Annotated in this window: 20 protein-coding genes; 12 read left to right on the forward strand and 8 right to left on the reverse strand. The window is 65.9% G+C overall.

What is annotated here, in order from left to right:
* Nucleotides 1-15: 15 nt before the first annotated feature.
* The 10 genes from N5C88_RS01885 (at nucleotide 16) to N5C88_RS01930 (ending at nucleotide 11373) form a co-directional block, all read left to right on the forward strand.
* Nucleotides 16-1050: an L-idonate 5-dehydrogenase gene (locus N5C88_RS01885; protein WP_280014546.1), complete on the forward strand. Its 1035-nt coding sequence runs from the start codon at nucleotides 16-18 to the stop codon at nucleotides 1048-1050.
* A 61-nt stretch (nucleotides 1051-1111) separates the two neighbouring features.
* Entirely contained in the window at nucleotides 1112-2086 is a 975-nt protein-coding gene (locus tag N5C88_RS01890) for a sialic acid TRAP transporter substrate-binding protein SiaP (RefSeq protein ID WP_059371372.1), read from the forward strand.
* A gap of 64 nt (nucleotides 2087-2150) precedes the next feature.
* A complete protein-coding gene (locus N5C88_RS01895; protein WP_205736580.1) occupies nucleotides 2151-2777 on the forward strand; it encodes a TRAP transporter small permease in 627 nt (208 codons plus the stop codon).
* Nucleotides 2778-2821: 44 nt separating this feature from the next.
* Complete coding sequence (locus tag N5C88_RS01900; protein ID WP_059371373.1) at nucleotides 2822-4228, forward strand: TRAP transporter large permease; 1407 nt, start codon at nucleotides 2822-2824, stop codon at nucleotides 4226-4228.
* A 13-nt stretch (nucleotides 4229-4241) separates the two neighbouring features.
* Nucleotides 4242-4988, forward strand: a complete 747-nt coding sequence (locus tag N5C88_RS01905) for an SDR family oxidoreductase (RefSeq protein ID WP_280014547.1) — start codon at nucleotides 4242-4244, stop codon at nucleotides 4986-4988.
* A 27-nt stretch (nucleotides 4989-5015) separates the two neighbouring features.
* Nucleotides 5016-5882, forward strand: coding sequence for a fumarylacetoacetate hydrolase family protein (locus N5C88_RS01910; RefSeq protein ID WP_280014548.1), 867 nt, complete (start codon nucleotides 5016-5018; stop codon nucleotides 5880-5882).
* 26 nt (nucleotides 5883-5908) lie between these two features.
* Complete coding sequence (locus tag N5C88_RS01915; RefSeq protein ID WP_118931348.1) at nucleotides 5909-7444, forward strand: altronate dehydratase family protein; 1536 nt, start codon at nucleotides 5909-5911, stop codon at nucleotides 7442-7444.
* 46 nt (nucleotides 7445-7490) lie between these two features.
* Entirely contained in the window at nucleotides 7491-8702 is a 1212-nt protein-coding gene (manD, locus tag N5C88_RS01920; protein WP_059371377.1) for a D-mannonate dehydratase ManD, read from the forward strand.
* A 3-nt stretch (nucleotides 8703-8705) separates the two neighbouring features.
* Complete coding sequence (locus N5C88_RS01925; protein ID WP_280014549.1) at nucleotides 8706-10268, forward strand: mannitol dehydrogenase family protein; 1563 nt, start codon at nucleotides 8706-8708, stop codon at nucleotides 10266-10268.
* Between the two features lie 40 nt (nucleotides 10269-10308).
* Nucleotides 10309-11373: an Ldh family oxidoreductase gene (locus N5C88_RS01930; protein WP_280014550.1), complete on the forward strand. Its 1065-nt coding sequence runs from the start codon at nucleotides 10309-10311 to the stop codon at nucleotides 11371-11373.
* Between the two features lie 28 nt (nucleotides 11374-11401).
* On the opposite strand, the gene N5C88_RS01935 is transcribed toward N5C88_RS01930, so the two are convergent.
* The 6 genes from N5C88_RS01935 to N5C88_RS01960 form a co-directional block, all read right to left on the reverse strand.
* On the reverse strand, nucleotides 11402-12403 hold the full coding sequence (locus N5C88_RS01935) for an amidohydrolase family protein (protein WP_059371380.1): 1002 nt from the start codon (nucleotides 12401-12403) through the stop codon (nucleotides 11402-11404).
* 68 nt (nucleotides 12404-12471) lie between these two features.
* Nucleotides 12472-13023 (reverse strand): 3-hydroxyanthranilate 3,4-dioxygenase, encoded by a 552-nt coding sequence (locus tag N5C88_RS01940; protein WP_280014552.1) that lies wholly within the window; start codon nucleotides 13021-13023, stop codon nucleotides 12472-12474.
* Nucleotides 13024-13162: 139 nt separating this feature from the next.
* On the reverse strand, nucleotides 13163-14131 hold the full coding sequence (locus tag N5C88_RS01945; RefSeq protein WP_059371382.1) for a LysR substrate-binding domain-containing protein: 969 nt from the start codon (nucleotides 14129-14131) through the stop codon (nucleotides 13163-13165).
* Nucleotides 14132-14137: 6 nt separating this feature from the next.
* On the reverse strand, nucleotides 14138-14575 hold the full coding sequence (locus tag N5C88_RS01950; protein ID WP_059371383.1) for a RidA family protein: 438 nt from the start codon (nucleotides 14573-14575) through the stop codon (nucleotides 14138-14140).
* Between the two features lie 25 nt (nucleotides 14576-14600).
* Nucleotides 14601-16058, reverse strand: a complete 1458-nt coding sequence (locus N5C88_RS01955; RefSeq protein ID WP_280014553.1) for a 2-hydroxymuconic semialdehyde dehydrogenase — start codon at nucleotides 16056-16058, stop codon at nucleotides 14601-14603.
* A 78-nt stretch (nucleotides 16059-16136) separates the two neighbouring features.
* The gene (locus tag N5C88_RS01960; protein WP_280014554.1) at nucleotides 16137-16691 is read right to left on the reverse strand and encodes a GNAT family N-acetyltransferase; all 555 of its coding nucleotides are present in this window, start codon (nucleotides 16689-16691) and stop codon (nucleotides 16137-16139) included.
* Between the two features lie 148 nt (nucleotides 16692-16839).
* Between N5C88_RS01960 and N5C88_RS01965 the strand changes: the two genes are divergently transcribed.
* Complete coding sequence (locus tag N5C88_RS01965; protein ID WP_280014555.1) at nucleotides 16840-17676, forward strand: helix-turn-helix domain-containing protein; 837 nt, start codon at nucleotides 16840-16842, stop codon at nucleotides 17674-17676.
* 82 nt (nucleotides 17677-17758) lie between these two features.
* Nucleotides 17759-18253 (forward strand): MarR family transcriptional regulator, encoded by a 495-nt coding sequence (locus tag N5C88_RS01970; protein ID WP_059371385.1) that lies wholly within the window; start codon nucleotides 17759-17761, stop codon nucleotides 18251-18253.
* Between the two features lie 11 nt (nucleotides 18254-18264).
* Here the strand turns inward: N5C88_RS01970 and N5C88_RS01975 are convergent, their stop codons facing one another.
* Both N5C88_RS01975 and groL read right to left on the reverse strand, forming a co-directional pair.
* Nucleotides 18265-19182: a YihY/virulence factor BrkB family protein gene (locus N5C88_RS01975; protein ID WP_059371386.1), complete on the reverse strand. Its 918-nt coding sequence runs from the start codon at nucleotides 19180-19182 to the stop codon at nucleotides 18265-18267.
* 199 nt (nucleotides 19183-19381) lie between these two features.
* Nucleotides 19382-21022, reverse strand: a complete 1641-nt coding sequence (gene groL / locus N5C88_RS01980; RefSeq protein ID WP_054451905.1) for a chaperonin GroEL — start codon at nucleotides 21020-21022, stop codon at nucleotides 19382-19384.
* Between the last annotated feature and the right edge of the window lie 10 nt (nucleotides 21023-21032).

The raw sequence follows: 21032 nt of genomic DNA on the forward strand, positions 1-21032 counted from the left end.
AAGGAGCAAGTCGTCATGACGCTGGCCTGTCGCATCCACGGGGCGCGCGATTTGCGCCTGGAACCGGACGAAGTCGCGCCGCTGGCGCCGCACGAAGTGGAGCTGAGGCTGGGCGCCGCGGGCATCTGCGGATCCGATCTGCACTATTTCCTGCATGGCCGCGTGGGCGCCTTCGTCATCCGCGAACCCTTGATTCCCGGCCATGAGGCTTCCGGGGTGGTGCTGCGCACGGGCGATGCCGTGAAGTCGGTAGCGCCGGGCATGAAGGTCGCCATCAATCCTTCCCACCCTTGCGGGGGCTGCGATTACTGCCGTGCCGGCCGCGACAATCTGTGCCACAACATGCGCTTTCTCGGCAGCGCCAGCATCTATCCGCACGTGCAAGGCATGTTCCGCGAGCGCTTCGTGATGGGCGAACGCCAACTCACGCCGGTGCCGGAAGCGGACGTCACGCTGGGCGAGATCGCCTGTGCCGAGCCGCTGTCCATCGGACTGCATGGCGTCAACCGGGCCGGTCCGATGATGGGCAAGCGCGTGCTGGTCACGGGTGGCGGCACCATAGGCTGCATGACCGTGCTGGCCGCCAGGCTGGCGGGCGCGGCCCACGTGACGGTGGCGGACGTGGCCGACCGGCCGCTGGACATGGCCCGTCAGGTCGGCGCCGACGAGGCCGTACGCAGCGACCAGCTCGCGCCCGCCGACCTGGCCGATATCGCCGACATCAGCATCGAGGCCGCCGGCAGCCCTGCGGCGCTGGCGACCTGCCTGACGGCGACGCGGCGCGGCGGCCGCATTGTGCAAGTGGGAACGCTGCCCGCCGAGGGCATCGCGTTTCCGGCCAACAACATCATGGCGCGGGAGCTCGACTACGTCGGCGCGTTCCGCGCGGGCGTGGAGTTCGATTGGGCCGTCTCCTATCTGCGTACGCGCAAGGTGGACGTGCGGCCCCTGATGAGCGCGCAGTTGCCGTTGTCGCAGGCAGTCGAGGCCTTCGAGCTGGCGGCGGATCGCAGTCGCAGTACCAAGGTGCAACTTGTAGTTGAAGCGTGACCCGCTGGCGGCTCACCATGGGCCGCCACGCCGGGCATTCAAAAAACAACGAGGAGACGACATGAACCTAGGCAACGCCGTCAAGGCGCTGGTCGCCGCCCTGGCGCTCGCCGCCAGCGGCAGCGCAATGGCGCAGACCAAGCTCAAGTGGGCCCACGTGTACGAAACATCCGAACCCTTCCATACCGCCTCCGTCTGGGCGGCGCAGGAAATCGGCAAGCGCACCAACGGCCGCTACCAGATCGACGTATACCCGGCCTCGCAGCTGGGCAAGGAAAACGACATCAACCAGGGCCTGACCCTGGGCACGGTGGACATGATCATCTCGGGCTCCAGCTTCGCGGCCAAGAGCTTTCCCCGCATCGGCGTCACCTACTATCCCTACATCTTCCGCAATCCCGAGCACCTGATCGCCTACACCAAGAGCGATATCTACAAGGAACTCACGCGCGGCTACGACGAGAAAAGCGGCAACCACATCGTCGCCACCACCTACTACGGCACGCGCCAGACCACGTCCAACCGGCCCTTCACCAAGTGTTCCGAAATGAAAGGCCTGAAGATCCGCGTGCCTGACGTGGCCGCCTATCTGGCCATGCCGCGCGCCTGCGGCGCCAATACCGCGCCGATCGCCTTCGCCGAGGTCTACCTGGCTTTGCAGAACGGGACCGTGGAGGCGCAGGAGAACCCGCTCACCACCATCGAGGCCAAGAAGTTCTACGAAGTGCAGAAGAACATCATCCTCACGGGCCATATCGTCGATCACCTGAACACCGTGATCTCGGGCAAGCTGTGGAAGAGCCTGTCCGACGAGGACAAGAAGATCTTCGCCGAAGTGGCGCAGCAGGCGGCCGAGAAGGCTTCCGCCGAGGTCGCCGAAAGCGAGAAGAAGATGGTCGAAGTGTTCCGCAAGCGCGGCCTGAACGTGGCGGAGGTGAACGTCCAGGACTTCCGCGACACCGTGCTGGAGAAAGTGCCGTTCAAGCAGTACGGCTACGAAAAATCGGATTGGGAACGGATCCAGGCCGTGAAGTAAACGCGCCCGGGGCCGCCCGGGCGGCCCCGCATCGACCCGTCCGATTCCGCACAAGGGGAACGCCATGCATTCCGATGCCAAGGCCGCCGTGATGGCGGCCGCCAGCAGCAACCCTGTCCATCCCGCGGGGCACCAGCCGCCCGCCACGGCGCAGGAGATCGTCCAGAGTTTCGAGGAAGCCGACCGCCACGAGGTCAGCCTGGCGGGCTACCAGCCCGAGGACTGGATCTGCCTGGGCATATTCTGGGTCATGGCGCTGCTGGTCTTCCTGCAGTTCTTTTCGCGCTATGTGCTTAACGACTCCTACGCCTGGACCGAGGAACTGGCCGTCTATTGCCTGATCGGCGTAGTGTTCATCGGCTCGTCCATGTGCGTGCGCGCCTGCCGCCACATCCAGGTGGACTTCCTGTACCGCTACCTGCCGCGCCCCGTCGGCCGCGCGCTGGCCACCATCATCGACCTGCTGCGCACGGCGTTCTTCGGCTATGCCGTGTGGCTCACCTACCGCTACATCGTACTGGTGGGCGACGAGCCCATGACCACGCTGTTCTGGAACAAGGCCTATGTCTACTGGATGGCGCTGGCGGGATTCGTCCTGATGTTCCTGCGCTCGGTGCAGGTGTCGGTCTGTAACTGGCGCCAGGGCTACTCCATCCTGGAAAACCCCGCGGCCTACGAGTCGCAGGACTAGCCGGGGCAGCCCCGGAATCCGACAACGACAACCGGAAGCGAGACATGGGCATACTGATCGGAACCTTTCTGCTGTTGATGATCTTCGGCCTGCCGGTGGCGGTGGCCATGGCGGGCGCATCGCTGCTGTTCGTGCTGATTTCGGGCAGCGTGCCCGACGTGGTGGTGGCGCAGCGCATGATCGCGGGGGTGGAGTCCTTTCCTCTGCTGGCCGTGCCGTTCTTCATCCTGGCCGGCAACCTGATGAACATCGCCGGTATTACCGGCCGCATCTACAACTTCGCCGTGGCGCTGGTGGGCTGGATGCGCGGCGGCCTGGGGCAGGTGAACATCATCGGTTCGGTGGTGTTCGCCGGCATGTCGGGCACCGCCATCGCCGACGCCGCGGGCCTGGGCACCATCGAAATCAAGGCCATGAAGGACCATGGCTACGAGACCGAGTTCGCGGTGGGCGTGACGGCTGCCTCGGCCACGCTGGGCCCCATCATCCCGCCGTCGCTGCCCTTCGTCATCTACGGCATGATGGCCAACGTGTCGATCGGCTCGCTGTTCCTGGCCGGCCTGATTCCCGGCGCGGTCCTGACCGTGCTGATGATGCTGACCGTGGCCTATTACGCGCGCCGCAACAACTGGGGCGGCGACGTGTCCTTCGACTGGAAGCGGCTGGGCGCCGCCGGGCTGGAAGTCGGCATCGTGCTGGCCTTCCCGCTGGCGATCTGGCTGATGACCGAGGCCGGCGTGTCGGCCAACCTGGCCGCAGGCATCGCCTTTGCCGTGTTGCTGGCGCTGGACTGGCGCTACAACTTCTCGGCGGTGATGGCGCTGATGGCCCCCGTCATCCTGATCGGCGGCATGACGTTGGGCTGGTTCACGCCCACCGAGGCCGCCGTGGCTGCGGTGATCTGGGCGCTGTTCCTGGGCTTGGTGCGCTATCGCTCCATGACCTTGCGGACCCTGGCCAAAGCGACTTTCGACACCATCGAGACCACGGCCTCGGTGCTGTTCATCGTCACCGCCGCCTCGGTGTTCGCGTGGCTGCTGACCACCACCCAGGCGGCCCAGGCGCTGACCGACGGCATTCTCAGCGTGACGCAGAACAAGTGGGTGTTCCTGCTGATGGCCAACGTCCTGATCCTGATCGTGGGCTGCTTCATCGACACCATTGCCGCCATCACCATCCTGGTGCCGATCCTGCTGCCCATCGTGCTCAAGCTGGGCATCGATCCGATCCATTTCGGCCTGATCATGACGCTGAACCTGATGATCGGCCTGCTGCATCCGCCCATGGGCATGGTGCTGTTCGTGCTGGCGCGCGTGTCCAAGCTGTCGGTGGAACGGACCACGGTTGCGATCCTGCCGTGGCTGGTGCCGCTGTTCGTGGCGCTGATCGCCATTACCTATATCCCTCAGATCACGCTCTGGCTGCCCGGCGTCATGGGCATGGCCAAGTAAAAAGGAAGACGTCATGACTGGAAGGCTGCAAGGCAAGACCGCCATCGTCACCGCCGCAGGGCAAGGCATCGGCCGCGCCGTGGCCGAGGCCTACGTCCGCGAAGGCGCCGACGTGCTGGCGCTGGACATCAACGGCGGCGCGCTGGAGACGCTGGCGGGATGCCGGCGCGGCACGCTGGACGTGACCGACGCCGCCGCCATCGGCGCGCTGGCCGCCGAGGCCGGACCGGTGGACGTGCTGTTCAACGGCGCCGGTTTCGTGCATGCCGGGACCATCCTGGACTGCGACGAAAAAGCCTGGGACTTCTCGTTCGAACTGAACGTGAAATCCATGTACCGCATGATCCGCGCCTGCCTGCCCGGCATGCTGGCGCGCGGCGGCGGCTCCATCGTCAACATGGCCTCGGTGGCGTCCAGCATCAAGGGTGCGCCCAACCGCTGCGTCTATGGCGCCACCAAGGCGGCGGTGATCGGGCTGACCAAGTCCGTGGCGGCGGATTACGTCGGGCAGGGCATACGCTGCAACGCCATCTGCCCGGGCACGGTGGAATCGCCTTCGCTGCGCCAGCGCATCGAGGCGCAGGCCAGCGCCGGCGGGCAGACGCTGGCCGCGGTGGAGGCCGCTTTCGTCGCCCGCCAACCCATGGGCCGCATCGGCAGCGCGGAGGAAATCGCCCTGCTGGCGGTGTACCTTGCCAGCGACGAGTCCGCCTTCACCACCGGCACGGCCCAGGTCATCGACGGCGGCTGGTCCAACTGAACATTCACTACACATGAGGAACATGCGATGAAACTGTTGCGCTATGGTGCGAAGGGCGCGGAGAAGCCCGGAATGCTGGACGCCCGCGGGCAGGTGCGGGACCTGTCGGCGGTCCTGCCGGACATAGGCGCCGCCACGCTCACGCGCGCGGGCCTTGCGCCGCTGCGCGCGCTGGACCCGGCCAGCCTGCCGCTGGTGGATCGCCCGGGCCGCCTGGCGCCGCCCTGGAGCGGCATGGGCAAGTTCATCTGCATCGGCCTGAACTACGCCGACCACGCAGCGGAGTCGGGCCTGCCAGTGCCGGCCGAGCCCGTGGTGTTCATGAAACCGACCTCGGCCGTGGTCGGCTGCAACGATCCGGTGGTGCTGCCGCAAGAGTCCGTCAAGACCGACTGGGAAGTGGAACTGGGCGTGGTGATCGGCGAGCGGGCCCGCTACGTCAGCGAGGCCGACGCCATGAACCACGTGGCCGGCTATTGCGTGGTGAACGACGTGTCTGAACGTGAATACCAGATCGAGCGCGGCGGCACCTGGGACAAGGGCAAGGGCTGCGACACCTTCGGCCCGGTCGGCCCGTGGCTGGTCACCGCCGACGAGATCGCCGACCCGCAGGCGCTGGACATGTGGCTGGACGTCAATGGCAAACGCTATCAGAACGGCAGCACGCGCACCATGGTGTTCGGCGTGGCGCAGCTGGTGTCCTACGTCAGCCGCTTCATGACCCTGTACCCGGGCGACTTGATCAGCACCGGCACGCCGCCGGGCGTGGGCATGGGCCAGAAACCGACGCCCGCGTACTTGAAGGCCGGCGACGAGATGCGACTGGGCATTGCCGGCCTGGGCGAGCAGCGGCAGCGCGTCCACGCCTGGGACCCTGCGCTGATCGACGGTTAGCGGCGCGAGAACGCCAGGAGGCATTCATGTCTGAAACCGATACCGCGGTCATACGCATCCACCCGGCGGACAATGTGGTGATCGCCAGGCGCCAGCTGGCCGGCGGCACGCGCCTGGCCGGCGAAGACGTCGTCGTGCGCGGCCTGGTGCCGCCAGGGCACAAGGTGGCGACCTGCGCCATCGCCGCAGGCGAGCCGGTGCGGCGCTACAACCAGATCATCGGCGTGGCGCGCTGCGACATCGCGCCTGGCGCGCATGTCCATACGCATAACCTGGAGTTCTCCGACTTCGAGCGCGATTACGCCGTGGGCGCCGACGCGCGCGCCACCGACTACGTCGACGCGCCCGCGCAGTTCGACGGCATCGTGCGCGCCGACGGTCGCGTTGCCACGCGCAACTACATCGGCATCCTCACCAGCGTGAACTGTTCGGCTACCGCCGCGCGCGCCATTGCCGACCATTTCCGCCGCGACATCCATCCGGAAGCGCTGGCCGCCTATCCCAACGTGGACGGGGTGGTGGCGCTGACGCATGGCGCCGGCTGCGCCACGGGCAGCGAGGGCGAGCCCCTGCGCCTTTTGCGCCGCACGCTGGGCGGCTACGCCAGGCATCCCAATTTCGCGGGCCTGCTGGTGCTGGGCCTGGGTTGCGAAACCAACCAGATCGGCGGCCTGATGGAGCAGGAAGGACTGCGCGAGAGCGGCTTGCTGCATACCTTCAACATCCAGGAGACCGGCGGCACGCGCAAGACCGTGGAGCATGGCATCGAACTGGTGCGCGCCATGCTGGCGCAGGCCGACCGCGTCCAGCGCCAGCCCGTGCCTGCAAGCCTGCTGACCGTGGGCCTGCAATGCGGCGGGTCCGACGGCTATTCGGGCATCAGCGCCAACCCGGCGCTGGGCGCCGCGGTGGACCTGCTGGTACGCCATGGCGGCAGCGCCATCCTGTCGGAGACGCCGGAGATCTACGGCGGCGAGCACCTGCTGACCCGGCGCGCCGCCACGCCCGAAGTCGCGGCCAAGCTGCTCGCCAGGCTGCGCTGGTGGGAGGAGTACTGCGCCCGCAACGACGCGGAAATGGACAACAACCCCTCGGCCGGCAACAAGGCCGGCGGGCTGACCACCATCCTGGAAAAGTCCCTGGGCGCCATCGCCAAGAGCGGCACGACCCGCCTGGCCGACGTGTATGAATACGCCGAAACCGTGCGCGCGCGCGGGCTGGTGTTCATGGATACGCCGGGCTACGACCCGGTGTCCGCCACCGGCCAGGTTGCGGGCGGGGCCAACCTGATCTGTTTCACCACCGGCCGCGGCTCGGCCTATGGCTGTGCGCCCGCGCCGTCCTTGAAGCTGTCGACCAACACGGCGCTGTGGCAGCGGCAGTCCGACGATATCGACATCAATTGCGGCGAAGTGGTTGACGGCGCGCAAAGCGTGGCCGGGATGGGTGAGCGCATATTCCGTCTGATGCTGGAAACGGCCTCGGGCCGGCGCACGCGCAGCGAGGAACATGGCTACGGCCAGAACGAGTTCGTGCCCTGGCAACTGGGCGCGGTGATGTAGGCGCCCGGCGCCGTCCGGGAGTTTCCAGCATTCCACGGTACCATCCATGAAGATTACCCAAGCGCGTGTCATCGTTTGCAGCCCCGGCCGCAACTTCGTCACCTTGAAGATCGAAACCGATGAAGGCCTGTACGGCATCGGCGATGCCACGCTCAACGGCCGCGAACTGGCCGTGGCGGCCTACCTGACCGAGCACGTGATTCCCTGCCTGATCGGCCGCGATCCGCAGCAGATCGAGGATATCTGGCAGTACCTGTACCGCGGCGCATATTGGCGGCGCGGTCCGGTCACCATGTCCGCCATCGCTGCCGTGGACACGGCCTTGTGGGACATCAAGGCCAAGGCCGCCAACATGCCGCTGTACCAGCTGCTGGGCGGCAAGAGCCGCTCGGGTGTCATGGTCTACGGCCACGCCAATGGCCGCGACATCGACGAAACCGTGGACGAGGTGCTGCGCTACCGCGAAATGGGCTACCTGGCCATCCGCGCGCAAAGCGGGGTGCCGGGCCTGAACTCGGTCTACGGGGTGGGGCGCGGCCGCATGTTCTACGAACCCGCCGACGGCTCGCTGCCGTCAGAACATGACTGGTCCACGGAAAAATACCTGGACCACGCGCCGCGCCTGTTCCAGCGGGTGCGCGATGCGGTGGGCTGGGATACCCACCTGCTGCATGATGTGCATCACCGGCTCACGCCCATCGAGGCCGGCCGCCTGGGCAAGTCGCTGGAGCCTTACCGCCTGTTCTGGATGGAGGACGCAACGCCCGCGGAAAACCAGGAAGCCTTCCGCCTGATCCGCCAGCACACGGTCACGCCGATCGCGGTGGGCGAAGTCTTCAACACCATCTGGGATTGCAAGGACCTGATCGAGAACCAGCTGATCGACTACATCCGCGCCACGGTGGTGCATGCGGGCGGCATCACGCATCTGCGCCGCATCGCCGATCTGGCCGCGCTCTATCAGGTGCGGACCGGCTGCCATGGCGCCACCGACCTGTCGCCGGCCTGCATGGGCGCGGCGCTGCACTTCGACCTGTGGGTGCCGAATTTCGGCATCCAGGAGTACATGCGGCACACGGACGAAACGGACGCGGTGTTTCCCCATGCTTACAGCTTCAACCAAGGCATGCTATACCCTGGCGACGCGCCGGGCCATGGTGTCGACATCGACGAAAAGCTCGCCGCCAGATATCCCTACCAACGCGCCTACCTGCCGGTCAACCGGCAGGCGCATGACGGCGCACTATGGCACTGGTAATCCATGCTCGAACGCTTGAACTCGGAGTCCCTGGCGCATCTGCCCGAGGATGTGGAATCTCCCGCCTATGACCGCAGCCGGGTCACGCCCGGCATCGTGCATCTGGGCATAGGCGCTTTCCACCGCGCCCATCAGGCGGCGGTGACGGACCTGGCCATGGCCGCCAGCGGGGACCTGAGTTGGGGCATCGTGGGCGTTTCGCTGCGCAGCCCGGCCACGCGCGACGCGCTGACGCCGCAGGACGGCCTGTACACCCTGGCGCTGCGCGACGCCGACGCGGACGGGCAGTTGCGGGAACAGCTGCGGGTGATCGGGTCGGTGCTGCGGGTGGTGGTGGCCGAGGAAGATCCCCAGGCGGTGCTGGAGCGCATTGCCTCCGCCCAGACCCGCATCGTCAGCCTGACCGTCACCGAGAAGGGCTACAGCCACGAACCGTCCACCGGCCACTTGTGTTGGGACGACCCGGACATCGTGCACGACCTCGCGCATCCGGTCAGGCCGCGCAGCACCATCGGCATGCTGGTGTACGGCCTGGCGCTGCGGCGCGAACGTAGCCTGCCTCCCGTCACGCTGCTGTCTTGCGACAACCTGCACGCCAACGGCGACACGCTGCGCAGCCTGGTGCTGGCGTTCGCATTGCGGGTCGACGTGGGCCTGACCGCATGGATCGACAACCACTGCACCTTTCCGAACTCCATGGTGGACCGCATCGTGCCGGGCACGCAGGACGAAGACCGCGCGCGCGTGGCGCAGCGCCTGGGATTCGAGGACGCCTGGCCGGTGGTGGGAGAACCCTTCCTGAACTGGGTCATCGAGGACAAGTTCGCCGCCGGCCGGCCCGCCTGGGACGCGGCCGGCGCGAGCTTCGTACGCAACGCCGCGCCCTACGAGCGCCTCAAGCTGCGCATGGTCAACGCGCCGCATTCCGCATTCGCGTACCTGGGTTCGATGCTGGGCCTGCGCACCAATAGCGAGGCCGCCGCCACGCCGGTGTTGCGCCGCTACGTCGACGACATGATGCGGCTGGAACTCGCGCCCACGCTGCGCGGCGTTCCGGAGTCGGGGTTGGATGAATATCGCCAGCGCTTCCTGGCGCGCGTGTCCAATCCCGCGCTGCCGCACCTCACCCGGCAGGTCGCGATGGATGGTTCGCAGAAGGTGCCGCAGCGCCTGCTCGCCGCCATCCGCGACCGCAAACAGCGGGGCGACGATTTCAACCGGCTGGCGATGTCCGTGGCCGCCTGGCTGCATTACTTGCGCGGATACGACGAGCAGGGCAACGCCTATGCCATCCAGGATCCGCTGGCAGGCGCGCTTGCCAAATTGCTGGCGCGCGCCGAGGTCGCCGCAACGGCTTCGGCTCCCTCCCAGGCAGCGCATCGGCGCGCCACGGTGATGGCGGGATTCCGGCCTGTTTTCGGCGACCTGGGCAGCAAGCCCGTCTTTGTCGAGGCGTTGGCCCTGCAGCTGGAACGTCTGCGGACGCTCGGCGTGCTGGGCGCGCTGGAGGCGCTGGAGCGGGACGCGGCCCAGCAAGACTCCGCGCAGCCCGTGCCGGCCGCTTGACCGCTGGCGGCGCGCCGCCGGCATCCACAAGGAGCACAGCATGGCAAGGCGGGAATGCGTGGACGCGGCGCAGTGGCAGCAATGGGGCGAGGCGTGCTTGAGGCGTCTGGATTTCAACGAAGACGATGCCCGCTGCCTGGCATCCAGCCTGGCGCAGACCAGTTTGTGGGGCATTGATTCCCATGGCATTGCGCGGCTGCCGCACTATCTGAACCGCGTCGTCCATGGCTCGATCCTGGCGCGGCCGCAAATCCGTATCGAACAGAGCGGGCCGGCCACCGCGCAGGTGCATGGCGGCAGGGGCCACGGCATCGTGGTGGCGCACCGCGCCAGCCAGACGGCCATGGCGCTGGCGCGCGAGGCGGGCGTGGGCGCGGTCGGCGTCAGCGATTCGTCGCATTGCGGGGCCATCGGCCTGTACACGCGCGCAGCCGCCCGGCAAGGGCTGATCGGCATGGCCTACACGCATTCCGACGCCATTGCCGCGCCGTTCGGCGGCCGGCAACCGTATTTCGGCACCAATCCCATTTCCTTCGCTTTCCCCAGGCAGGATGGCGAGCCCCTGTGCCTGGACATGGCGACGACTTCAATCCCGTGGAACCGGGTCATGAACGCGCGTCGCGACGGCGCCGAACTGCCCGCTGGCGTGGCGCTGGATGCCGAGGGGCGGAACGTGACCGACGCGGAGCGTGTCCGCGCCTTGTCGCCGCTGGGCGGTGACTACGGCCACAAGGGCTACGGTCTGGCGATGATGGTCGAACTCTTGTGCGGGCCGCTCAACGGCAATCCCCATGGACCGCACCTCGGTCCCATGTACGAGCAGCTGGATCGTCCGCGCGAACTCGGGGCGTTCTTCATCGTCATCGATCCCGGCCGGTTTGCGGGCGGCGCGGCGTTGGCCGCCGTGGCGGCGGGCATGGCGGCCGAACTGGCGGGACAGCCCGGATCGCCACGCATGCCGGGCGATCCGGAACTGGCCTCGCAGGCGCAGCGCCAGGCCGCGGGGATTCCGGTGCCGCCGGCCTTGAAGGCTGAAATGGCCGAATGGAGCGCCAGGTTGGGGCTTGCTCCGCCGCCGTTCACGCCGGCGGAGGCCCAGGCCTGATCGCAGCCGTCCCGCTACGCAAGAAGCGTCAGGGGACCAGACCGAAGAATTCCATCGTGTTGCGGCTCAGAATCTTCTGCTGCACTTCCGGCGGCAGGCCGGCGTGCGTCACCAGCTTGCCCACTTCCTGCTCGCCCAGCGGATAGGGATAGTCGGAACCCAGCAGCACCCGGTCTTCGCCCATCACGTCGATCAGCAGGCGCAGCGCACGCGGGTCGAACACCGCGCTGTCGGTGTAGAAGCGGTCGGTGTAGGAAGAGGGCAGCTGCGGACAGTCCTGGCGGATGATGTCGCGATGGCGCCAGGCATTGTCCACGCGGCCCAGCAGGAAGGCGAAGCTGCCGCCGCCGTGCGCGAAACAGAGCTTCAGGCTGCGCGGGATGCGTTCGAACGCGCCGGACAGGATCAGCGACAGGATGCCCAGCTGGGTTTCGGCGGGCATGGCGACCAGCCACGGCAGCATCCATTTCTTCATGCGGCCGTCGGTCATCATGTCCCAGGGATGCACCAGCACCGGGATGTGGTTGTTGGCGCAGTGGATCAGGAACTGCACCAGGGTCTCGTCGTCCAGGTCGCGCGGGCCGACGTGGTTGCCGATCTGCACGCCCAGGTGGCCGGCGGCGCGGGCGCGCGACGCTTCCTTGCAGGCCAGCTCCAGATCCTGCAGCGGCACTTGCGCCAGCGCCTTCAGGCGCGCCGGCGCATGGGCGCAATGCTCCAGCGCCAGGTCGTTCATGCGGGCGGCCCAGTCGGCCGCTGCCTGGGCGGGATAGGAATAGCCGAACATGATGGGCGTCGCGCACAGGATCTGCAGGTCCACGCCGTTGCGGTCCATCTGCTGCAGGCGCAGGGCCGGGTCCCACAAGGTGGCGTCCACCGGGCGGAACGGGCGCTCGCCCGCCATGATCTGGCCGGTCGAGCCGCCGCCGTCCAGACGCAGCCAGGGCGCGTTGACGGGGTCCAGCGCCGCCGCTTCCTGCCGGGTGATCGGCGGGAAGAAGTGCGCGTGCATATCGATTTTCTGGGTCATGTGCGATAGAAAAAAGTCGGTCGGGCGTGCGGCGGCGTGCCACGAGATCGGGCTGGCTGAAATGGCCTCTAGGCCGGAGCCGCCTGCGTGGACGGCGCATGCCCCTTGCCCGGATGGATCTCGCCGCAACCGGGACAGGTGCGTTTCTCGGTGCTGGAATAAAAGGCCTGGAACAGCGGTGGCAGGTCGGTCACGATGCTCTTGAGCTGCACCTCCACGCGGTGCACCAGGCTGCGGCATTGCGGGCAATACCACTCGAAGCCGTCCAGCAGGCCTTCCGGGCGCTGGCGTTCGATGACCAGGCAGGCGCTGTCGGTCTCCGGACGTTGCGGCGAATGCCGCACGTGCGGCGGCAGCAGGAAGATGTCGCCTTCCTTCAGGTCCACGCGTTCGGGCTTGCCGTCCACCCACAGCGACAGCCAGGCGTTGCCGCGCAGCTGGTAGAAGAACTCTTCCAGCGGGTCGTCGTGGTAGTCGGTGCGGTGGTTCGGGCCGCCGACCACGGTGACGATGAAGTCGGCGTCCTGCCAGATCTGCTGGTTGCCGACCGGCGGCTTGAGCAGATGCGCGTGGTCGTCTATCCAGCGCTGGAAATTCAACGGCGGGCCATAGGCAGGCATGCGGATCTCCGGAAGTCTGGGGGCGGACCGGGGCTGCCCCATAGCCCGCAGTCTAGGCGGGACCTTGCGGGCCTGCACAATAGAAATTACGCCGCTGGGTATGCGGCTTGTCTATGGCGGGATAACCCTTATCCACCTGTCAGCCGACGGTTTCAGCGCGCTGCGCCGCGATCTGCTTCAGATGGTCCACCAGGCGCTGGCAGGCCGGCGTCAGCGGGCGGTCCGCACGCACCGAGTAACCCACGTCGCCGAATGCGCCGAAGGCGTTGGTGGGCAGGCGGGCCAGCATGCCCGTCGCAAGGAACGGCGCCGCCGCGTCATAAGGCAGCAGCGCCAGCGCGTCGCTGTGCATGAGCACGCCGATGTTGGTCAGGAGCGATAGCGATTCGACATGCCTGGCCGGCAGGCGCAGGCCGGCGTCCAGGAAGCTGCGCTCGATCGAGGCGCGCAGCGGCGAGCTGGAGGCGGGCAGGATCCAGATGTGATCGGTCAGCGCGGCCAGCGGCGCGGGCGGCGCGCCGGCCAGGGGATGGGCGGCGCGCGCCACCAGGCACAGCTCTTCCCGGTACAGCTTGTGGTGGTCCACCGCCACGCCGGAGATCGATGCCATGTCGGCGCCGGGCAAGCGGCCAACCACGATGTCCAGATCGCCCGTGGCCAGCGCTGGCAGCAGCTGGGAGGTCGGCCCTTCGCGCACGCTGACCTGGATGCCGGGGTGCGCAGTCATCAGGCGCGCAATCGCCTCGGGCAACAGCTTGGCCGACGCGGCGATGAGCGTGCCCACCACCACATGGCCGCTGGCCCCGCCCAGCACCGCATCGATGTCGTCGGCCATGTAGCGGATCTCGGCCATCATGGCCTGGACCCGGCGGCCCAGCACCACGGCCAGCTCCGTCGGCGTCACGCCGCGGTTGGAGCGGTCGAACAAGGACGCGCCGAAGAAGGTCTCCAGTTCGTGGATGGCCTTGGTGACGGTGGGCTGGGTCAGATGCAATTCGCTGGCGGCGCGCGACAGTGAACGGCACGCCAGCACGCGCTCGAACACCTGCAACTGGTGCAGCTTCAGCTTGCGGCTGAGCGCGTTGGGCGTAATGCGGAAGTCCGACATGCGCCGCTAGCGCGCCTGCGGCTTGTAGGCCACCGCCTTGATCTCGATCAGCAGCTGCGGATGCGGCAGCTGATGCACGGCGACGGTGGTGCGGGCCGGGCCGTCGGAGTCGAAGTACTCGCCATACACCTGGTTGTAGCCGCCGAAATCGTTCATGTTGACGAGGAAGGTGCTGATCTCGACCACGTCGGCCAGCGTCGCATCGGCCGTTGCCAGGATGTCGCGGATGTTTTCGATGACGGCGCGCGTCTGCGCCCGGATGTCCAGCGTGGCGGTGCCCATCGCATCGACCTCGGCGCCCGCGATGCGGTTGTCGGGCAGGCGCGAGCTGGTGCCGGAGACATACAGGAAATCGCCGGCGCGCTTGATGTGCGGATACTTGCCGCGCGGCGTGGCCTTACCTGCGACGACGGTGGCGCTGACGCCGGGCTGGGGTGGGTTCATCGCATCTTCCTTTGCGTGGGGTGGGTCAGAGCTTAATGCAGACATTGGTCGGTTCGGTATAGAAATGCAGCGAATGGCGGCCGCCTTCGCGGCCGATGCCCGAGAGGCCGCTGCCGCCGAACGGCGTGCGCAGGTCGCGCAGGAACCAGCAGTTGACCCAGGCCAGGCCAACCTTCATGGCCTGCGCCACGCGGTGGCCGCGCGTGAGATTCTGCGTCCAGACGGCCGCGGCCAGGCCGTAGCGCGTGTCGTTGGCCAGGCGGATGGCTTCTTCTTCTGTGTCGAAGGGCGCCACGTGGCAGACCGGGCCGAAGACTTCCTCCTTGATGCAGCGGGCGGTCTCGGGCAGGCCGGTCCAGATCGTGGGCTGCACGTAGGCGCCTTCATCGCGCGCGTCGCCGAATACCGGCACGCCGCCGCCGGCCACCACCGTCGCGCCTTCCTCGCGCGCCAGGGCGAAGTACGACAGCACCTTGTCGCGATGCTCGCGCGACACCAGCGGTCCCATCTCGGTGGCCGGATCCATCGGCCAGCCGATGCGCAAGGCGTCGGCGCGCGCCGCCAGCGCGGCGACGAAGCGCTCGTAGATCGGGCGTTCTACGTAGACGCGCTCGGTGCACAGGCAGACCTGGCCGCAATTGGCGAACACCGATTGCGTCACGCCGTCCACCGCGGCGTCGAAATCCGCATCGGCGAACACCAGCGCCGCGTTCTTGCCGCCCAGCTCGAAGGACACCGGCTTTACGCCCGGCGCCACGGCCCGCATGATGGCTGCGCCCGTGGCGGATTCGCCGGTGAAGGTAATGCCGTCGATATCCGGATGCGTGGTCATGAATTCGCCCGCCGAGTCCGGGCCGAAACCATGCGCCAGATTCAGCACGCCGGCCGGCAGCCCGGCTTCATGCGCGACCTCGGCCAGCAGCGTGGCCGTGGAAGGCGTGACTTCGGACGGCTTCATGATCACCGTATTGCCGAACGCCAGCGCCGGAGCCACCTTCCAGGTCAGCAACAGCAGCGGCAGGTTCCAGGGTGAAATCACGCCCACCACGCCCAGCGGCTTGCGGTAGGCGTAGTTCAGCGCCTGGCGGCCATCCGGCGTGTCCGTCATGTAGCTTTCCATGTCCAGCGTGCGAGCCAGTTCCGCGAAGGCGCGGAAATTGGCCGCGCCGCGCGGAATGTCGATCTTGCCGGCCCAGCCCACCGGCTTGCCGGTGTCGCCGATCTCGGCCTGCAGGAAATCGTCGAAGCGTCGCGCGATGCCGTCGGCCAGCGCCAGCAGATGGTCGGTGCGCTCGGCTACCGGCAGTCCCGCCCAGGCGGGCAGGGCGCGGTGCGCCGCCGCCACCGCGCGGTCGACCTGATCGCGGCTGGCTTCGTGGACCTGGGCGATCAGGCGCCCGTCCACCGGGCTGTGCTTGTCGAAGGTGGACGCGCCGTCTTCAAAGCGGCCGTCGATGTAGTTGCGCAATTGTCGGATCGTCATGTCCAGGGCCAGGTCGGGATGCAAAATAAATACGTATACGTACTATATTTTGGATCATAGACAGCGCCCCGTCTCAAGTCAATGCGATTCCGAAGCCGTCAGGGTCTGCCATTCTTCCTTGCCGATGCGGCTGACATGCTCCGTCCGGTAGTCGTTCATGAACTGATTGAACTTGTTCTCCTCGGTGTGATGGTGCTTGAAGCCGCACTTTTCCTGGGCTTTGCGCGATTTTTCGTTGTCGGCGAAATAGCCGCACCATAGCGCGTTGAAGTTCAACGTTTCAAACGCGTGGCGCATCAGTGCCCTGACGGCTTCAGGAATCAACCCCTGGCCCCAGAACGGTACGCCGATCCAATACGCGATTTCGGCTTCGTCGTCGGCAATGTCGAAATTGCTGTCCTTCCCCATGAGCAACGCCACCAGGCCTATGGCGGTGTTGTCTTCCTTCTTTGTCAAGGCATAGGCCAGTGGCCGCGAAAAAACCGTCTGGATGATCTCCCGGCTATGTTCGACGCTTGTATGAGCAGGCCAGCCCGCGGCGGGGCCGATCCGTTCGTCGCATGCATACTCAAACAGGCTCGGCGCGTCATCGGTGTGCCAGGGCCGCAAGATGAGGCGTTCGGTGCGCAGCATGATTTCCCTTCCTTTCAGCAATGAAAACAGCAGCTGCAATTCTAGGATCCGCGGGTGCAACTGATAATAGACAGAGTTGAGTAGATTAGGTAATTTTGAAAACAAAATTGCGGAAATTCATGGGTGAAGATTTAATATTTCAGCGTAAATGAAAACACTCTCTCAACTCTCGGATACAGGCATCGAAGACCTGGCCATCGGCCTCAATAGCTTTGACGCACAGGTGGGTCACCCCTTGGCGTTGGCGTATGTGGTGGTGTTGATCTGCCGCGAGGGCAGCGCCGAGTGGGAAGTGAACTTCAAGCCGCACCGGATGAAGAAAAACGATCTGCTGGTCTTGGCGGAAGATTCCATCGCGCTCATCAAACGCAAGTCGGATGACTATTCATGCGCCTGCTATTTGATGAACCGGTCCATCGCTGCGGAGATTGCGCACGCCCTACCCAACAGCCTGTTTTCCTTCTTGAGCCGTTCGCCGTTCTTCGCTGCCGAAAAGCTGTCGCCGCAGTATTCAAAGGCCTGGGAAGGCCAGGCGGCGCTGATTCATGAGCAGTGCGTCACCTATCAGCGGACCATGATCGTCAACCATGTCCAGAACCTGTTCTTGTGGATCTGTGAAAAGACAGACGGCCTTGGGGCCGGCATGAGGAATGACTTCAGCAGATCGGAAGCGGTCTGCTGGAAATTCTGGGAACTGATCTCGCAGCACTGCGTGCAACAGCGCGGCGTGGCATTCTATGCAGGGCTGCTGCACATCACTCCGTACTACCTGTCGCAGTTGAGCAAGAGATTCTTCAACGACGCGCCCAAAACGCTGATCGACAGGCAGGTCGTGCTGGAGATAAAAAAGCGCCTTACCCAGCCCAGGAAATCCGTGCAGCAGATTGCGGAGGAGCTGCATTTCGCTGACGCCTCCTATTTGGGCAAGTTCTTCAAGCGCCATACCGGCGTGGGCTTGACCGACTACCGGAAAGGCAGGACATGATGAAGTCTGAAAGGGGCGTGAGCTATCTTATGGCATTGCGGCGCCATGTCATGACCGCTGACACCCATTCCTTGGAAGCCCGATGACTGCTGCATCCCGACGTATCCCCGCCAAGCAGGCCGCAGCCCAGGCCCTGCAGGCATTCGACCTGACCCAGGTTGCATCGCATCTGCTGCGCCGGGCCCACTTCCGCGCCGAAGCCCTGTTTGCCCAGGCCTTTCCCGACGAAGACCTGACCCCGCGCCAGAAGGCGTTGTTGATCACCGTCTACCAGAATCCGGGCGCGACCCAGAACCGCATCGCCGAACTTATCGCGCTGGACCGCAATTCCTTCGCTGAAATGATCGCGCGTATGACCAAAAAGGGCTACGTGCGCCGCAAGCGTTCGGCCCAGGACGGGCGTGCCTATGCGCTGGAGATCACGGAAGAGGGCATTGCCCTGTTGGCGCGCATCCTGCCGCAGGATGCCGCCGTGGAGGCGGAGGTGCTGGCGCCCATCCCAGAGGATCTGCGGCCGGTCTTCTTGAAATGCCTGCGCCTGATGGCGGGCTTGGAGCCGCAGGACGACGCCGCCTGAGAGCGTCGGGTTCAGGCGTCCGCTGCGGGTGTCGATTCCGCCGCGGGCGCGCTTTTCCGGCCGAAGCGCAGCGCGAACTGGCGCGTGAATACCGCGCCGAAGAAAAAGATCTGCGCCGAATAGTAGATCCACAGCAACAGCGCGATCAGCGATCCCGCCGCTCCATAGGCGGACACCGCCGCGCCCCGGCTGAGATAGACGCCGATGCCCCACTTGCCCACCAGGAACAGCGCCGCCGTCACGATGGCGCCCGGAATCACGTCTGGCCACGAGATCTTCGCGCTGGGCAGCAGCTTGTAGATGACCGCGAACAGCGCCACCACGATGGAGAAGGAAAACAGGCTGGAGATCCACTCCGCCACCAGGGCGAAGGACGAAGCCGTCCATAGATCGCCGTAATAGCCGCGCGCGGCCCCGAGAGCGGCGTTCACCGTCAGCGATATCAAGAGGAACAGCGCCAGCACCAGCACCAGGCCGAACGACAGCATGCGGCTGCGGACCATGCTGTGCAGCCCGCTTTTCTGGTTCGCGGAGACTTCCCACAATTCGTCCAGGCTGGCCTTCAGTTCCGCGAAGGCCGTGGTGGCGCTGAAGATCAGCACGAAAATCGAGATCAGCGCGGCGATCCAGCCCTTGCCCGATTCATGGGCGCTGGCCAGCACCGTCTGGATGACTTCCGCGCCGCGCTCGCCGGTCAGGTCGCGCAGCTGCGAGAACAGCTCCGAGCGCACCGCATCTTCGCCGAAAAACGCGCCCGCCACCGCGATCACCAGGATCAGCATGGGCGCCAGCGAAAACACCATGTACAGCGCCAGCGCCGCGCCCTTGCTGGACGCGCGATGGGTGGACCACTGTTTGGCCGAGTCCATCAACAGCCCGCCGATTTCGGACGGACGCAGGGCGCGCAACAGGGTCGGGGGCAAACGCATGGGACTCGGCTCGTTCTGGGAGAGCCTTCATTGTAGGGACGCATGCGCTGCGGCGAAACCCGCAGATTGTGCGCAAACGTGTTCTTTGGCGAGGCCGCGTTGCGGAAAAAGAAAAACCCCCGGGGCGAAGGACCGGGGGTTTTTCGGGATACTGCATTCCCCGGCCGGAGCCGGGGAGGCCTTGCAAGGATGGCGGGACTTAGAAGTCCATGCCGCCCATGCCGCCCATGCCGCCGGGCATGGCCGGAGCAGCGGGCTTGTCTTCGGCCAGTTCGACCACGGCAGCTTCGGCGGTCAGCAGCAGGCTGGCGACGGAAGCGGCGTTCTGCAGGGCGGTGCGGGTCACCTTGGTGGGATCCAGCACGCCTTGCTCGACCAGGTCGGTGTACTCGCCGGTCGCGGCGTTGTAGCCGTAGTTGCCCTTGCCGTTCAGCACGGTGTTGACGACCACGCTGGCTTCTTCGCCGGCGTTGGTGACGATGGTGCGCAGCGGCTCTTCCACAGCACGCAGGATCAGCTTGATGCCGGCGTTCTGGTCAGGCGTGTCGCCCTTCAGGTCAGCGATGGCTTGCTTGGCGCGCAGCAGAGCAACGCCGCCGCCAGCCACAACGCCTTCTTCCACTGCAGCGCGGGTGGCGTGCAGGGCGTCTTCGACGCGAGCCTTCTTTTCCTTCATTTCGACTTCGGTGGCAGCGCCAACGCGAATCACGGCAACGCCGCCGGCCAGCTTGGCCACGCGTTCTTGCAGCTTTTCACGGTCGTAGTCGGACGTGGCTTCTTCGATCTGGACGCGGATTTGCTTGACGCGAGCTTCGATCGACTTGCTGTCGCCAGCGCCGTCGATGATGGTCGTGTTTTCCTTGCCCACTTCGATGCGCTTGGCTTGGCCCAGTTCAGCCAGGCCGGCCTTTTCCAGCGACATGCCGGTTTCTTCGGAGATCACCGTGCCGCCCGTCAGGATGGCGATGTCTTCCAGCATGGCCTTGCGGCGGTCGCCGAAGCCAGGAGCCTTGACGGCGGTCGTCTTCAGGATGCCGCGGATGTTGTTCACAACCAGGGTGGCCAGGGCTTCGCCTTCGACGTCTTCAGCGATGATCAGCAGCGGACGGCTCGACTTGGCAACTTGTTCCAGCACGGGCAGCAGGTCGCGGATGTTGCTGATCTTCTTGTCGAAAATCAGGACAAACGGATCTTCCAGAGCGGCAACTTGCTTGTCCGGGTTGTTGATGAAGTAGGGCGACAGGTAGCCGCGGTCGAATTGCATGCCTTCGACGACGTCCAGCTCGTTTTCCAGCGACTTGCCGTCTTCGACGGTGATGACGCCTTCCTTGCCGACCTTGTCCATCGCGTCAGCGATGATCTGGCCGATGGAGGTGTCGCTGTTGGCGGAGATCGAGCCGACCTGGGCGATTTCCTTGCTGGTCGTGACCGGCTTGGATTGCTTCTTCAGTTCGGCGACGGCGGCGGCGACAGCCTTGTCGATGCCGCGCTTCAGGTCGATCGGGTTGAAACCGGCGGCAACGTACTTCAGGCCTTCCATGACGATGGCCTGGGCCAGCACGGTGGCGGTGGTGGTGCCGTCACCGGCGTTGTCGGAGGTCTTGGAGGCAACGTCCTTGACCAGCTGGGCGCCGATGTTCTCGAACTTGTCCTTCAGTTCGATTTCCTTGGCGACGGACACGCCGTCCTTGGTCACGGTCGGGGCGCCGAACGAGCGCTCCAGCACGACGTTGCGACCCTTGGGGCCCAGGGTGGTCTTGACAGCATTGGCGAGAACATTCACGCCGCGGACGATGCGCACGCGGGCGTCGTCACCGAACAGTACTTGCTTGGCAGCCATTTCTTAGCTT

It is taken from the genome of Achromobacter sp. GD03932 (assembly GCF_029839485.1).
Lineage (GTDB): Bacteria > Pseudomonadota > Gammaproteobacteria > Burkholderiales > Burkholderiaceae_B > Achromobacter > Achromobacter bronchisepticus_A.